At 62.9% G+C, this 14774-nt stretch carries 12 protein-coding genes; 5 read left to right on the top strand and 7 right to left on the bottom strand.

What is annotated here, in order from left to right; genetic code table 11:
• Positions 1-93: 93 nt before the first annotated feature.
• Genes NKI69_RS28675 through NKI69_RS28690 form a run of 4 tightly spaced genes read right to left on the bottom strand, consistent with a single transcriptional unit; the run spans position 94 to position 3331 of the window.
• Complete coding sequence (locus NKI69_RS28675; protein ID WP_023812061.1) at positions 94-657, bottom strand: GNAT family N-acetyltransferase; 564 nt, start codon at positions 655-657, stop codon at positions 94-96.
• A 5-nt stretch (positions 658-662) separates the two neighbouring features.
• On the bottom strand, positions 663-1514 hold the full coding sequence (gene sseA, locus NKI69_RS28680; RefSeq protein WP_352722998.1) for a 3-mercaptopyruvate sulfurtransferase: 852 nt from the start codon (positions 1512-1514) through the stop codon (positions 663-665).
• A 39-nt stretch (positions 1515-1553) separates the two neighbouring features.
• Positions 1554-2297, bottom strand: a complete 744-nt coding sequence (locus tag NKI69_RS28685; protein WP_352722999.1) for an alanyl-tRNA editing protein — start codon at positions 2295-2297, stop codon at positions 1554-1556.
• On the bottom strand, positions 2297-3331 hold the full coding sequence (locus tag NKI69_RS28690; RefSeq protein WP_352723000.1) for a cysteine synthase A: 1035 nt from the start codon (positions 3329-3331) through the stop codon (positions 2297-2299). The genes NKI69_RS28685 and NKI69_RS28690 overlap by 1 nt, the downstream gene beginning before the upstream one ends.
• A 225-nt stretch (positions 3332-3556) precedes the next feature.
• On the opposite strand from NKI69_RS28690, the gene NKI69_RS28695 reads away from it, so the two are divergent.
• Complete coding sequence (locus NKI69_RS28695) at positions 3557-4378, top strand: SDR family oxidoreductase (protein ID WP_023812065.1); 822 nt, start codon at positions 3557-3559, stop codon at positions 4376-4378.
• Positions 4379-4456: 78 nt separating this feature from the next.
• Positions 4457-5431 carry an alpha/beta hydrolase gene (locus NKI69_RS28700; protein WP_352723001.1) on the top strand — a complete coding sequence of 325 codons (975 nt, stop codon included), beginning with the start codon at positions 4457-4459 and terminating at the stop codon, positions 5429-5431.
• Positions 5432-5532: 101 nt separating this feature from the next.
• Here NKI69_RS28700 and NKI69_RS28705 read toward each other — a convergent pair whose 3' ends face one another.
• Complete coding sequence (locus NKI69_RS28705) at positions 5533-6954, bottom strand: DEAD/DEAH box helicase (protein ID WP_352441547.1); 1422 nt, start codon at positions 6952-6954, stop codon at positions 5533-5535.
• 408 nt (positions 6955-7362) lie between these two features.
• Here NKI69_RS28705 and NKI69_RS28710 point away from each other — a divergent pair, with 408 nt between their 5' ends.
• Positions 7363-8895 (top strand): acyl-CoA carboxylase subunit beta, encoded by a 1533-nt coding sequence (locus tag NKI69_RS28710; protein WP_023812067.1) that lies wholly within the window; start codon positions 7363-7365, stop codon positions 8893-8895.
• Positions 8896-8938: 43 nt separating this feature from the next.
• Here the strand turns inward: NKI69_RS28710 and NKI69_RS28715 are convergent, their stop codons facing one another.
• Together NKI69_RS28715 and NKI69_RS28720 are read right to left on the bottom strand one after the other, a co-directional pair.
• Positions 8939-10942 carry a hypothetical protein gene (locus NKI69_RS28715; RefSeq protein ID WP_352723003.1) on the bottom strand — a complete coding sequence of 668 codons (2004 nt, stop codon included), beginning with the start codon at positions 10940-10942 and terminating at the stop codon, positions 8939-8941.
• Positions 10943-12484 carry a bifunctional ADP-dependent NAD(P)H-hydrate dehydratase/NAD(P)H-hydrate epimerase gene (locus tag NKI69_RS28720; protein ID WP_023812069.1) on the bottom strand — a complete coding sequence of 514 codons (1542 nt, stop codon included), beginning with the start codon at positions 12482-12484 and terminating at the stop codon, positions 10943-10945.
• Between the two features lie 359 nt (positions 12485-12843).
• Here NKI69_RS28720 and NKI69_RS28725 point away from each other — a divergent pair, with 359 nt between their 5' ends.
• Both NKI69_RS28725 and glnA read left to right on the top strand, forming a co-directional pair.
• On the top strand, positions 12844-13182 hold the full coding sequence (locus NKI69_RS28725; RefSeq protein ID WP_006205430.1) for a P-II family nitrogen regulator: 339 nt from the start codon (positions 12844-12846) through the stop codon (positions 13180-13182).
• 64 nt (positions 13183-13246) lie between these two features.
• Positions 13247-14656: a type I glutamate--ammonia ligase gene (gene glnA / locus NKI69_RS28730; protein ID WP_112395089.1), complete on the top strand. Its 1410-nt coding sequence runs from the start codon at positions 13247-13249 to the stop codon at positions 14654-14656.
• The last annotated feature ends 118 nt before the right edge of the window (positions 14657-14774 follow it).

Raw genomic sequence — 14774 nt, forward strand, 5'->3', positions numbered from 1 at the left:
CTTGGCCGCATTGATGGTGCCGGCAACATGCCAAAAACAGCCTGAAGGGCCGATGAACGACGGGTTCAGATTCGAGCTGGTATTAGCTTCCGGCTAGGGCCGCATGACGCTGGCCGCGCGCTCGGTGAAAGGCAGCGGATGGACGATTTCCCTCTTTTGCGCCACCGGTGCGAAGCCGAGCTTCTGGTAAAGCGGCAGAGCCGCCGGATGATCGAGCGTGCAGGTCTGCACCGTCACCCGCTTCGGCCCATGCGACCATGCGGCAGCGATCGCGGAGCCCAGGAACCAGCGGCCGATGCCTTGCCCGGTCGCATGTTCCATCATGCCGAAATAGGCAAGCTCGACTTCCTCCGGCAGATGCGGCTTGAGGTCGAAGAAACCGGCGGGGGCGCCATCGAGGTAGAGCACCCTGATGTCACGGTCCTCGCGATGGATGCCGGCCGAAAGCTCGTCGTCATCCAGCCTCAGCACATTGACCCAGTGCCATTTGCGCCCCACCCGGTCCATCAGATAGCGGTAGAAATGCAGCGGAATGTCCTTGGTCTTCAGCAGCGCGACCTGACGGTTATACGGCACAGGCGGCGAATAGGCCGGCGGCACATGCATCTCGAGGAACGTCACCGTGACGTCAATGTCTTCCAGCGTGCCGTTTTCCATCGTCTTCATTCCTTGCCGGTCACCACAGGCGTGTCGGAAAGCCCGCCCCACTCCGTCCAGGAGCCGTCGTAAAGCCTGTTGTTCGTATGGCCAAGCGTTTCCAGCGCCAGCGTCACCACCGCCGCGGTAATACCGGAGCCACATGAAGTGACGACAGGTTTCGACAGATCGATGCCGGCCCCCTCGATCGCCTTGCGCAGGCGGTCCTTCGACAACAGCTCGCCATTTTCCGACAGCGCCGAATAGGGCAGATTGCGCGCGCCAGGCATATGGCCGGAGCGGATACCCGCGCGCGGCTCAGGTTCAGTGCCGATGAACCGGCCCGGCCCCCGGGCGTCGGCGATCTGGCTTGCCCCGGTGTCGACGATCCGGCGCATGTCGGCGAGGCTGGCGACGCGCCCGGGGTCGAAATCGGCATGAAACACGCTTGGCGCGATCTTGGTCGGCTCAGCCGTCACCGGCCTGCCGGCGGCTTTCCAGCCATCGAAGCCGCCATCCAGAATATAGGTCTGGAAGACGCCCATCACCCGGAACATCCACCACGCCCGGGGCGCCGAGAAGAAACCCGGACCATCATAGACGACGATGGTGTCATCGGCCGAAACACCCATGGCGCCGACATACTGGGCAAAATGCTGCGGCGACGGCAAGGTATGCGGCAGGGGCGAATCCGGGTCCGAAACGGCATCCTGATCGAGAAATCGTGCGCCCGGGATGTGGGCCGACTCATACTCGCCGCGCGCATCGCGCTTCTGCGCCGGGAGATACCAGGATGCGTCGATGATCGTCAGGCCCGGCTCGCCGAGTCGTTGCTGCAGCCAGTCTGCGTCGACGGTGAAGGGGCTGTCCTCGGCCATTTTGTTCTCCTGCTCGCTTTTTGGCGATCACTGTCCTGTTCAGTTTGCCGTCATCGGCCCAAAGCGGATGCGGAAGCGCCGGTTCTCGCGGCCCTTCTTCTCGATCTTGCCGATGTGGATTTCGCCGACTTCGCCGGTGCTCTTCACATGGGTGCCGCCGCAGGGCTGGCTGTCCACCGAGGCGTTGTCGCCGATACAGACCAGGCGGATCTTGCCGGTGCCCACCGGCGGCCGGACGTTCTTGGATTTCACCAGGCCGGGATTGGCAGCCAGATCCTCGTCACTGATCAGCCTGACAAAGATCGGATGATCGGCCCGCACCAGCTCCATCAGCCCGGCAGTGACGTCCTCCTTGGTGAAGCCGGCATCCGGAGCGTCGAAATCGACACGGCTGTCGTCCTCGGAAACCGAGGCACCGGTGATCGGGAACGGGCAGACGACGGTAAGCAGGTGGCAAGCCGCGTGCATGCGCATCAGGAGATGCCGCCGCTCCCAGTCGATCGCCAGCCTCAGCGCCTCGCCGGGCTGCGGAACCGCCTGCTCCGGCGCTGGCACGTGGATGATCTCGTCCTTGGTCTCACCGGTGAGGGTGGCGGCAATGGCGATGCGGCTGCCATCGCCGCGTTCGAGATACCCGGTATCGCCCGGTTGGCCGCCCGAAGTGGCGTAGAAGATCGTCCGGTCGAGGATGATACCGCCGCGATCATTGACGGCAACGACCGTTGCGTCCGCCGTCCGCAGGTAGGCATCGTCGCGAAACAGGGCGTCCGTCCTGTTTGCCATCACGCGACCTTTTCGAACGGCACCGGAATTGTGCTCTTCAGCTCCATCCAGCTTGGCACCGGCAGCTGCTTCTCGCGCAGGAATTCCGGGTTGAACAGTTTTGATTGATAGCGCGTGCCATAATCACAAAGAATGGTCACGATGGTGTGGCCGGGACCCAATTCCCTGGCCAGACGGATCGCGCCGGCTATGTTGATGCCGGTCGAGCCGCCGACGCAAAGGCCCTCTTCCTGGATCAGGTCGAAGACGATCGGCAGCGCATCCTCATCGGGGATCTGGAATGAAAAATCCGGCGTGAACCCTTCGAGGTTGGCGGTGATGCGCCCCTGCCCGATGCCTTCGGTGATCGAGCTGCCTTCGGACTTCAGCTCGCCGCTGGTGTAGAAAGAATAGAGCGCGGCCCCCAGCGGATCGGCGAGCGCGATCTTCACATCCCGGCTTTTGGCTTTCAGTCCGGAGGCGACGCCGGCCAGCGTGCCGCCCGAACCGACCGCCGAGACAAAGCCGTCGACCTTGCCGCCGGTCTGGTTCCAGATTTCCTCCGCCGTGGTGCGGATATGGCCGTCACGGTTGGCGACATTGTCGAACTGGTTGGCCCAGATGGCGCCGTTCGGTTCTGTCTTTGCCAGTTGCTCGGCCAACCGCCCCGACAGTTTCACGTAATTGTTGGGATTCCTGTAGGGCACGGCCGGCACTTCGATCAGTTCGGCGCCGAGCAGTTTGATCGTGTCCTTCTTCTCCTGGCTCTGTGTGTCCGGGATGACGATGACGGTGCGATAGCCGAGCGCCTTGGCGACCAACGTCAGCCCGATGCCGGTATTGCCCGCCGTTCCCTCGACGATCACACCGCCGGGCTTCAGCAGCCCGCGCTTCTCGGCGTCGCAGATGATGAACAGGCCCGCGCGATCCTTGACCGACTGGCCCGGATTCATGAATTCGGCCTTGCCCAGGATCTCGCAACCGGTTTGTTCCGAAGCTTTGTTGAGGCGGATCAGAGGCGTGTTGCCGATCGCGTCGATCACAGAACGGGGCATTCAGGATTCCTTGTGTGCGTGCGCCGAAACCCTAGAAACCCGAAGCTTCGGTTTCAAGGCAAGAATTTGCCTGGCCCAGTCGCATTTGCGGCACTGTTGTTGCGTCGGCGCTTCCCGAGGCTGGCCTCATGCGCCACTGTTCATTTCAGGCTGACGTTGAAAAGCAGCTTTTCATTCGATTTCTTCACCGCTAGAGCAAAGCACCAACATTTCGCAGGGCGCAGCATGACACTCTACCGGGCCAACCCGAAGCACGGCGTCGCCTGGATCACGGGCGGCTCAAGCGGCATCGGCCGAGCGCTGGCCAGGGATCTTGCGTCCCAGGGCTATGCCGTCGCGGTGACGGCGCTTGACGACGATCCGATCGACACGCTTGTCGTCGAGACCGCGCAGATGCCGGGCAGTGTCACGGCCTTTCCTTGCGATGTCACCGACGAGCCGCGCATGGCAAGAACCGTCGCCGCGATCGAGAAGGAACTCGGTCCCATCGTGCTCGCCATCTTCAATGCCGGGAACTACATTTCGACGCCGGGGGAGAATCTTGTCGTCAACGACTTTCGGCGGTCCTTCGAGGTCAATTATTTCGGCATCATCAACGGCCTCGTGCCCGCGGTCGAACGCATGCGTGTGCGGGCGCGCGGCCATGTCGTGCTGGTCGGCTCGGTGACATCCTATTTCGGCTGGCCGACAACGGCCGCCTATGGCGGCACCAAGGCGGCCATCAACATTCTGGCCGAGTCGCTGAAGTATGATTTCGACAAGATGAACGTGCGTATCCAGGTGTTCAATCCCGGCTTCATCGACACCCCGCTGACCGAGAAGAACATGCTGCCCATGCCGGGACTGATGCCGGTCAGCCGCGCATCGCGCCGCATGGCGCGGGGCATCAAGTCCGGCGGCTTCGAAGTCCATTTCCCGCGCCGGACAAGCTGGCCCCTGAAACTGCTCGGCCTGCTGCCGAGGCCGCTGTGCAGAGGGTTTATCAGCCTGATGACCAGTTGGAAGGCGCGGCCTCTGCATTACGACCGCAAGCCGCCGATCGAATAGGACGCCTGCGAAATTGGCAGGCTCCCCGTTTCGGGCCGCCATCGCCATGGTTGAGACAAGTGCCGCGTGGAGTCTGCGATGGGGCGACGGATCGTGCTTGCTGTGCTGGGCCTTATCGCCATTCTCGCACTGGCCTTCGTGCTCGGCACGCGCGTTCGCGTCGACACCACGATCCGTTTCGATCCCTCGCTCATCGCTGACGATCCGCAGGCCTATGTGGCAAAGGCGGAAGCCGCCATCCCCGGAATCCGTGACGGGCTGGAAAAAGAGATCGTCTGGGCCGATCCGTTGGTGCATGCCACGACCCCGCTGTCGATCGTCTACATCCACGGCTTTTCCGCATCGAAGGGCGAAATCCGCCCGCTGCCCGATGAAGTGGCGGAACAGCTTGACGCCAATCTCTTCTACACACGCCTTACCGGTCACGGGCAGGATGGCGCGGCGATGACGCAAGGCAGCATCAACGCCTGGATCAACGACTATGAGGAAGCACTCGCCATTGGCCGGGCGATCGGCGACAAGGTGATCGTCATCTCGACTTCGACCGGCGGCTCGCTGGCGGTCTGGGCGGCAACGCAGTCCGGTGCATCGGACGGGGTGGCGGCGATCGCGTTCATCTCGCCGAATTTCGGCGTCAAGGCTTCGGGCGCCGAGATCCTGACCATGCCGTGGGGCAAACAGATCGCCAGGCTGGTCGCCGGCAAGGAACACAGCTTCGTGCCGCGCAACGCGCTGCATGAAAAATTCTGGACCACCCGCTATCCGATCGAAGCAACCTTGCCGATGCAGGCGCTGACCGAGCTTGCCTATGGCGCGCCGGTGGAGAAGGCGACCATCCCTGCTTTGTTCATCTTTTCTGATTCGGACAAAGTGGTGTGGGCCGACCGCACCCGCGAGATTGCCGGGCGCTGGGGTGCGCCGCATGAACTGGTTCCGGTCGACGACACCGGCGACCCGGACAATCACGTCATTGCCGGCGACGCGCTGTCGCCATCGACCACGGCGTTTCTGGCGCAAAGGATCGCCGTCTGGATCGAAGCGGTGGTGAAGTAGGCGGACGAAAAAGGCGACCGAAGCATCGCTTCAGCCGCCCTTTCCTTGGTCTGTCCCGGCAATCAGCCAGCCTGAGCTTGACTGACTACAACGCTGGCTACTTACGCAGCCCGCGCCGCCGGGCGCTTGCCGCCGAAGCGGCGCTTGTTGTTGCCCTTGAAGGCCGGCTTGGCGCCATCCGGCTTGCGCTCGCCGGCGAAGGCCGGCTTGTCGCCGAAGCGCTTCTTGCCAAAGCCGTTGCCCTTGTTCTCGCCACCGGGCCGCCTGCCGTCGCGACGCCCATTGCGGTCGTTGCGGTCATTGGCCGGCTCGAAGCGCTCGTTCTTTTCAGCCGGATTGCGCAGCGGATCGGGGCTGCCGAGATGGTCGGCAACGATCGGCAGCTTGGTACGGATGATGCGCTCGACTTGGCGCAGCTTGCTGTTTTCCGAAGGATCGCAAAGCGTGATCGCGATGCCGTCCATGCCGTTGCGGCCGGTACGGCCGATGCGGTGGACGTAGCTCTCGGCTTCATCAGGCAGGTCGAAATTCACGACATGGCTGATGCCGGGCACGTCGATGCCGCGCGCCGCGATGTCGGTCGCCACCAGAATGCGCACCGAACCGTCGCGGAAATCGTTCAGCGCTTTCTGGCGGGCGTTCTGCGACTTGTTGCCGTGGATGACGGCGGCCTTGAAGCCGTCGCGCTCGAGGTCCTTGGTCACCCTGTCGGCACCATGCTTGGTGCGCGAAAAGATGATGACAGACTTCATCGCCTCGTCGGCGAGCATCGTCGACAACACCTGGCGCTTCTGCTTGGTGCGGGCAAAGACGACGCCCTGCACGATCTCGGCCGCCGCCGTGCTTTGCGGCGCGACTTCGACACGAATCGGGTTCTTCAGCAGGCCCTTGGCCAGTTCGGCGATTTCATTGGGCATGGTCGCCGAGAACAGCACCGTCTGACGGTCGGGCGCGGTCGCCTTGGCGATGCGCTTGACGTCGTTGATGAAGCCCATGTCGAGCATGCGGTCGCCTTCGTCCAGCACTAGCCATTTGGTGTCGGCAAGCACGAGGTCGCCCTCACGCACCAGGTCGGTCAACCGGCCGGGCGTGGCGATCAGGATGTCGACGCCGGGAGCAACCTTCTTCACCTGGCTGAAGCGGGACACGCCGCCGAGCACGAGCGCGGTCGAGACATGCGCGCCCTTGGCGAGGATCTTGATCGTGTCTTCGATCTGCACGGCGAGTTCGCGCGTCGGCGCCAGAATCAGCGCACGTGCCGTCTTCGGCCGGCGCTTGGTGCCAAGCGCAATGATCTTCGACAGAATCGGCAGCGCGAAGGCCGCAGTCTTGCCGGAGCCGGTCTGGGCGATGCCGAAAATGTCACGGCCTTCCATCTGCGGCGGGATCGCCTGTGCCTGGATCGGCTTCGGCTCGGCGAAGCCGGCGTTGTGGGTGGCCTTGAGCAGCGCGCCCGTAATACCCAGTGCCGCGAAACCCGTGAGTTCCGCAGCGCTACCGGGCAAAGTGTTTTCGTTGGTCAAAATAATCTTCTTTCACGCGGCTTCTGGCCGCAAACATCGATGGCGGCAGGGCGCAACCTGCCGTCGAAAAATCTGTGATGAACGACAAGGCGGGCGGACGGGTTCGTCCACTCGGCTGCGCTGTCGTGCCCGCAGGCATCATGCCACGGGGCTTTTTCGCCGCTTTGTGATTTACCGGAAAAAGGGCCGATATACCGGAAAGAGGGAAAACAGACGCAACCAGTCTCATTCGTCGAGAAGGCCGGATTCGTTCCCGGCCCAAGCGCCTATGGGCTGCATATGGCTGAGTTCGCCCTCAATTGCAAGGGGCTTCATGTTGCAGCGCAGCAAAGCCCGTGGCGCAAGCGCCGCTTGCGCTCGCTTGCCGGCACGATTACGACGAAATGCCGCTGGCTTGGGAGGTAATCGATGAAAGACGTTCTCAAGGAACTCGAGCGCCGCCGCGAGATCGCCCGCATGGGCGGCGGCCAGGTCCGCATCGATGCCCAGCACAAGAAGGGCAAGCTCACCGCGCGCGAACGCATCGAGGTGTTTCTCGACGAGGGCTCGTTCGAGGAATTCGACATGTATGTCGAGCACCGCTCGACCGACTTCGGCATGGAGAACACCAAGATCGCCGGCGACGGCGTCGTCACCGGCTGGGGCACCGTCAACGGCCGCCCGGTCTACCTCTTCGCCAAGGACTTTACCGTATTCGGCGGCTCGCTGTCGGAAGCGCATGCCGAGAAGGTCATCAAGGTGCAGGAGATGGCGCTCCGCAACCGGGCGCCGATCATCGGCCTCTACGATGCTGGCGGCGCGCGCATCCAGGAAGGCGTGGCAGCACTCGGCGGCTATGCCGAGATTTTTCAGCGCAACGTGCTGGCCTCAGGCGTCATTCCGCAGATTTCCGTCATCATGGGACCGTGCGCCGGCGGCGACGTCTATTCGCCTGCCATGACCGACTTCATCTTCATGGTGCGCGACACTTCCTACATGTTCGTTACTGGGCCGGATGTGGTGAAGACCGTGACCAACGAGACGGTGACCGCCGAGAGCCTCGGCGGCGCCTCCGTCCACACGACGAAATCCTCGATCGCCGACGGCGCCTATGACAATGACGTCGAGGCGCTGTTGCAGATGCGCCGGCTGGTCGACCTGTTGCCGGCCTCCAACACGTCGGAGCTTCCCGAGATCGAATGCTACCAGTCGGTCACCGACCATGATTTGTCGCTCGACCGGCTGATTCCCGACAACGCCAACAAGCCCTACGACATCAAGGAACTGATCCTGAAGGTCGCCGACGAAGGCGACTTCTTCGAGATCCAGCAGAACTTCGCCAAGAACATCGTCACCGGGTTCGGGCGCGTCGAGGGCCGCACCGTCGGCTTCGTCGCCAACCAGCCGATGGTATTGGCCGGCGTGCTCGATTCCGACGCCAGCCGCAAGGCGGCCCGTTTCGTGCGCTTCTGCGATTGTTTTTCGATCCCGATCGTCACCTTCGTCGATGTCCCCGGCTTCCTGCCCGGCACCGCGCAGGAATATGGCGGGCTGATCAAGCATGGCGCGAAACTCCTGTTCGCCTATGCCGAGGCCACCGTGCCGAAGATCACCGTCATCACCCGCAAAGCCTATGGCGGCGCCTATGACGTGATGGCGTCAAAGCATCTTCGCGGCGACATGAACTACGCCTGGCCGACCGCGCAGATCGCGGTGATGGGAGCCAGGGGAGCGGTCGAGATCATCTACCGCAAGGACATCGGTGACGCCGAAAAGATCGCAGCCCACACAAAGGCTTACGAGGATCGCTTCCTGTCGCCCTTCGTCGCCGCCGAGCGCGGCTATGTCGACGAGGTGATCATGCCGCACTCGACCCGCCGCCGCATCGCGCGCGCGCTGCGCATGCTGCGCAACAAGGACATGCAGAACCCCTGGAAGAAGCACGACAACATCCCGCTGTGAGGCGTGGCTGGGCATCTATCCGAGGAGGTAACCGTCGGGCAGCTCACTCCTCTTCCGCCGCACCAAACCCCGCTCCCATCGTGGCACGGACAGGGCTGCCCCATGGCGTTGCGTGGTTGTCGATGCGCATCTGGAAGATGAAATAGGTCGGCGAGCAGAAGCCGATGCCTTTCACCTTGCCGATGCCCGGCGTGTCCGGCGGCAGCGACTGGCACATATAGTCCTCGCGGCAGAAATGATCGGCCGAACAGGCCGGCCGGTTGCCGCGATTGACAGCGCCGCCAAGACATTGGTCGAAATTGTTGGTGGCCACGCAGATGTCGAATTTCTTGCCGCCGACCAGCCCGCAGATTTCATTCGGCATCGGCTTGCCGGCTTTGAAGGCCGCGAAAGCACGGTCCTTGTCGTCGCAGCCGCGATAGGCGATGCCTCCAGGCACGCCGATCTTCGGCGGACGGCAGGTGTAGGCGGTACGGGAAATGTCCGGGGCGAAGGCCGCGAACTGGCCCGATCTGCTGTAGCGGTCGTTGAAGGGCTGCGCCGCGTTGCTGGCGATCGAGCCGGTCAGGCAGGGATGGCCGGAAAACATTTTTTCGCTGTCCTTGGGCAGCAGGCATTGCGCCAGTTTCGTGTGCACGCCCGAAGCGGTGGCCAGCGGCGTGCAGATGGTATCACTGCTGCACTGCCAGGTCGCGCCGAAGCGGGTCGCATCTTCCTGCATCAGGCACGGCATGGCCATCTCCGCCGGCGCGTAATCGACCGCGCCGGCGTTCGTCCAGACCGCCGGCGGCGCAAAGGAGAGCGGACGGAAGCGGTTCGGCTGCTTGCCTTCGGCCGTGGCGGCCAGCCACGCCTGGCGCCGCGGGATCTCGGCATGAAGATGCGGCGAAACCCCGACCTCGATGCGGTTCAACGGCGATGTCGTCTTGTCGTCTAGCCCGATGAAATGGAAACCGGCGGTCGAACCGGCCTGATGACAACCCTGGCAGGCGCCATTGTCCAGCCGCTCGACCAGCGCTTCCGGCGTGCGCACCAGTTTCAGCGCGGAATAATCGAGCGGTGCGAATTCCTTGGGGTGGAATAATTGCGTAAACGGATGATTGGCCTGCCGCGCGCTGCCGAAGGTCGACCATGAAATAATCTTTCTGGCCAGGAACTCGTCGGGAATTTCATAAACGCCTTCATCGACCGCCGGCAGATTGGCGTCGACATAGGCGGCAAGCCGTGCTTTCAGCGCCGCGTCCTGCGAGAGCCGTGCGGTGTCGGGCGTGTTCTCCAGCGGCTTCTCGCTGATAGCAGCGCCATCGATGCCGAATACCCGCATGAGATAGGCGGCTTGGCCACCGAACTCGGTTTCCTGTCCGGAGGGGAAGCGCACCACCTGCGCGTTGAGCTCCAGCTGCTTGAAGGTCAGCCCGGCCTTCTCCAGCGGCCCGCCGGTCAGCCAGCCGGCATCGACGCTCTCGTCAAGCTGTGGCGTCCAGCGTCCGGCAGTGCCGACGCAGCCGCCGTCGGCATCGGGCGCGGCGCTGTAGACGGCATTGAAATTGAACGGCAGGCGCGATGCCAGCAGCTTGCCGTTCTTGCGAAAACTGTAGGCCAGGCGGTAGACGAAGCGCACCTCGCCGCAGTTCCTGTCGCCTTGCAGCAGCGTGAAATCGCGACGGTCGAGCCGGTTGACGATGCCGACCAACCGGAGGCGCGCGGCATCGGTCTTCAGCCAGCGCATGTCCATGATGCGGCCGACATTGCCGTCGGTTATCTCGTAGAGCGGCCGCCCGCCGGCCTTCATCTCGGCCCTCAGGGCCGCGACATCAGAAGCAACCGTTTCGACGATGGCGTGATAGGCCGGCGCCTCGTCGTAAAGCGTCTTCAGGCCGTCCTCGCCGTCGACCCCGAAAACATCGGCGAAACCGAAACCCTTGGCATCGAGCGCGGCGAGCACCGCCGGATTGTCGACGACGGTCACAGGACCTTCGGCGCGCGCCGTCGGCGCCATGAAGACAGCGATTAGGGTGGCAAGCAACAGAGCGAGCGCACGGCTCATTCAGGCAGCCTTTCGCGCGTCGAAGAGTTCACGCAACACCGGCAGCAGCGCCAGCGGCAGATCCTCGGCGATCAAGCCGGGTCCGAACCGGCTGCCGGCTTCGGCATGCAGCCACACCGCCGCGCAGGTGCCCTCGAAGGGCGGCATGCCTTGTGCGAGCAAACCGGCAATGATGCCCGACAGCACGTCGCCTGACCCGGCTGTGGCCAGCCACGGTGCACCGTTGGAGTTGATCGCCGCTTTGCCATCGGGCGCTGCTATGACCGTGTCGGCGCCCTTGTAGACGATGACGGCATTGGCCCGCGCTGCGGCCGCCCGCGCCTTGTCCAATTTCGACATGGTTTTGTCCCCGGCGATATCTGGGAACAAGCGGCCGAATTCACCCTCATGCGGCGTGATCACCAACGCTGGCGCGTTCAGGTGACGGGCGGCTTCGAACAGCGACTGCGGCTGATGGGCCATAGATGTAATGGCGTCAGCATCAAGCACGATCGCTCCTCCGTGGTTTGCGGTTTGCGATGCGCGTGCACCCTCCGCCAAGGTCTTGATCAGTTGCAGGGCGAAATCGCCGACCTTGGGCTTTGGCCCGAGCCCCGGTCCAAACACCAGCGCCTCGGGATGGCGCGCCGTCAGAAATTCCTGCACCTCCTCGAGTGACCCCGCCTCTCGCAGCATGATCGAGGTGAGGTGTGTCGCGTTCACCTGCAGGGCATTGCCAGGCGACAGCACGGTGACCGCCCCTGCCCCGCTTCTCGCGGCGGCCATCGCCGACAGCCGCGCCGCGCCGGTAGCACTCGGGCCGCCGGAAAAGACGCCGACATGGCCGCGCTTGTATTTATGCGCGTCCACCGCCGGCACCGGAAATTCCTGCAACCACAGGTCCGGCACATTTTCGAAGGTCGAGACAGCGAGTTGGGCGATGATGCCGTCATCGATGCCGATATCGGCGAGCACGATTTCACCGCATTGCCCGCGCCCCGGCAGCAGCAGGTGGCCGGGCTTTTTCCGGGCGAAGGTAACGGTGAGTTCGGCGCGAAACGCCCTGCTCAATATTTCGCCGCTGGCACCTGAGACGCCCGACGGCAGGTCGATCGCGACCACAGGCAGGCGCAGGGCTGTCACGGTATCGACAGCTTTCGCGGCATCGCCGGACAGCGGCTTGGACAGCCCTGCCCCATAGAGCGCGTCGATCACGATCGAGCCGAACTCGGCGTCGAAATCAGACAGCGGCCGGGACTTGATCAGGGATTCCGCGGCGGCGAGCGCCGCATCGCTTTCCGGCCTCGGCGCTCCGGATGACCAGATCGTTGTGCCGACGCCGCTGCCGGCCAGGAGGCGTGCGACGACATAGCCATCGCCGCCATTGTTGCCGGGCCCGCACAGCACATGGATGTGCTTTGCCGAGGGATAGCGCTTGAGAACCTCGGCCGCGACCGCTTCGCCCGCGCGCCGCATCAGGCTGATTCCATCGGCCGGACCGGCCGCGATCGTCAGCCGGTCGGCCGCAGTCATTTCGGCGGGGACAAGAAGTTCGTTGCTCATGGATTGCCGATCCGCATGCTATCAAGCATTGTCCAATTTCGATCCTAAGCAAACAAGGGGGAGTTGCCGAGATCTGCGGCCACAACGTCGGTACGAAGGCATCGCGGGCAGAAAATTGCCTGCGGGATAGGCGATGTGCCTGATTTTTGTGCGGACGCGGGTGCTGGCGCTGTGTAGGCTCTGGCAGCCCATGCCGCATCCGGTGCAGCGAATGACGCGAATTTGCATCCCGGTGCGGCGCGGCTTTGAAATCTTATGAGACCGCTTAGAATCCGCTGAATTGGCACAGTTCGTGCTTGATGGAGGCGCAAGCGGGGGGTCACAACCCGTTTTTTTTGGCAGTGGAGGCCACTTTTTACATGAAAAAGATCGAAGCGATCATCAAGCCATTCAAGCTGGACGAAGTGAAGGAAGCGCTTCAGGAAGCCGGACTGCAAGGCATCACTGTCACCGAGGCAAAAGGCTTCGGTCGTCAGAAGGGCCACACCGAACTCTATCGCGGCGCCGAATATGTCGTCGATTTCCTGCCCAAGGTGAAGATCGAGGTCGTGCTTGGCGACGACGCGGTCGAAGGCGCCATTGAGGCCATCCGCAAGGCGGCCCAGACGGGCCGCATCGGTGACGGCAAGATCTTCGTTTCCAACATCGAGGAAGTCGTGCGGATACGCACCGGCGAAACGGGCATGGACGCGGTCTGACCTGACCGGCCCTCCTCCTGAAAACGTCATCATCAAAAAACGTCATCACACAGGGATACATGACATGACGACAGCCAAAGACATCATGAAGCAGATCAAGGACAACGACGTGAAATTCGTCGACCTGCGCTTCACAGACCCGAAGGGCAAGCTGCAGCACGTGACGATGGATGTCATCGAGGTCGAGGAAGACATGTTCGCCGATGGCGTGATGTTCGACGGCTCTTCGATTGCCGGCTGGAAGGCCATCAACGAGTCCGACATGGTGCTGATGCCCGATCCGGACACGGTTCATATGGACCCGTTCTTCGCCCAGTCGACCATGGTCATCCTGTGCGACATCCTCGATCCGGTTTCGGGTGAATCCTACAACCGCGATCCGCGCGGCACGGCCAAGAAGGCCGAGGCCTACATGAAGGCCGAAGGCATCGGCGACACCATCTATGTCGGCCCGGAAGCCGAATTCTTCGTCTTCGACGACGTGAAGTACAAGGCCGACCCCTACAACACCGGTTTCAAGCTCGACTCCACGGAACTGCCGTCGAACGACGACACCGACTACGAGACCGGCAATCTCGGCCACCGCCCGCGCGTCAAGGGCGGCTACTTCCCGGTGCCGCCGATCGACAGCGCGCAGGACATGCGCTCGGAAATGCTGACCGTGCTCGCCGAGATGGGCGTGCGCGTCGAAAAGCATCACCATGAGGTGGCGGCGGCCCAGCACGAACTCGGCATCAAGTTCGACGCACTGGTGCGCAACGCCGACAAGATGCTGATCTACAAATATGTCGTCCACCAGGTCGCCAACGCCTATGGCAAGACGGCCACCTTCATGCCGAAGCCGATCTTCGGCGACAACGGCTCGGGCATGCACGTCCACATGTCGATCTGGAAGAACGGCAAGCCGACCTTCGCCGGCAATGAATATGCCGGTCTGTCGGAAAGCTGCCTGTTCTTCATCGGCGGCGTCATCAAGCATGCCAAGGCGATCAACGCCTTCACCAACCCGCTGACCAATTCCTACAAGCGTCTGGTGCCAGGCTATGAAGCGCCGGTGCTGCTCGCCTATTCGGCGCGCAACCGCTCGGCGTCCTGCCGTATCCCGTTCGGCTCGTCGCCGAAGGCCAAGCGCGTCGAGGTCCGCTTCCCCGATCCGGGCGCGAACCCCTACCTCGCCTTCTCCGCGCTGCTGATGGCCGGCCTCGACGGTATCAAGAACAAGATCCATCCCGGCCAGCCGATGGACAAGGATCTCTACGACCTGCCGCCGAAGGAGTTGAAGAAGATCCCGACCGTCTGCGGTTCGCTGCGCGAAGCCCTGCAGAGCCTCGACAAGGACCGTGGCTTCCTGAAGGCTGGCGGCGTCTTCGACGACGACCAGATCGACAGCTACATCGAGCTGAAGATGGCCGAAGTGATGCGCTTCGAAATGACCCCGCATCCGGTCGAATACGACATGTACTACTCGGTCTGAGATTCAATCTCAGTCCAGATTAGCTATAATGCTCAAGCCCTTGAAAGACTTCGCTCTTTCAAGGGCTTTTTGCTGCGCTCCAATAGGAATTGCCAGCCGACCGGCATGTCTCGCCTGC

Origin of the sequence: Mesorhizobium sp. M0491 (assembly GCF_040321265.1) — a bacterium.
GTDB lineage: Bacteria > Pseudomonadota > Alphaproteobacteria > Rhizobiales > Rhizobiaceae > Mesorhizobium.

Bases quoted from the DNA above. Each gene is read 5' to 3' on its own strand.
- NKI69_RS28685 (WP_352722999.1), bottom strand. From the start codon at position 2,297: ATGGCAAACAGGACGGACGCCCTGTTTCGCGACGATGCCTACCTGCGG.
- NKI69_RS28710 (WP_023812067.1), top strand. From the start codon at position 7,363: ATGAAAGACGTTCTCAAGGAACTCGAGCGCCGCCGCGAGATCGCCCGC.
- glnA (WP_112395089.1), top strand. From the start codon at position 13,247: ATGACGACAGCCAAAGACATCATGAAGCAGATCAAGGACAACGACGTG.
- NKI69_RS28720 (WP_023812069.1), bottom strand. From the start codon at position 12,484: ATGAGCAACGAACTTCTTGTCCCCGCCGAAATGACTGCGGCCGACCGG.
- NKI69_RS28715 (WP_352723003.1), bottom strand. From the start codon at position 10,942: ATGAGCCGTGCGCTCGCTCTGTTGCTTGCCACCCTAATCGCTGTCTTC.
- sseA (WP_352722998.1), bottom strand. From the start codon at position 1,514: ATGGCCGAGGACAGCCCCTTCACCGTCGACGCAGACTGGCTGCAGCAA.
- NKI69_RS28675 (WP_023812061.1), bottom strand. From the start codon at position 657: ATGGAAAACGGCACGCTGGAAGACATTGACGTCACGGTGACGTTCCTC.
- NKI69_RS28725 (WP_006205430.1), top strand. From the start codon at position 12,844: ATGAAAAAGATCGAAGCGATCATCAAGCCATTCAAGCTGGACGAAGTG.
- NKI69_RS28700 (WP_352723001.1), top strand. From the start codon at position 4,457: ATGGGGCGACGGATCGTGCTTGCTGTGCTGGGCCTTATCGCCATTCTC.
- NKI69_RS28690 (WP_352723000.1), bottom strand. From the start codon at position 3,331: ATGCCCCGTTCTGTGATCGACGCGATCGGCAACACGCCTCTGATCCGC.
- NKI69_RS28695 (WP_023812065.1), top strand. From the start codon at position 3,557: ATGACACTCTACCGGGCCAACCCGAAGCACGGCGTCGCCTGGATCACG.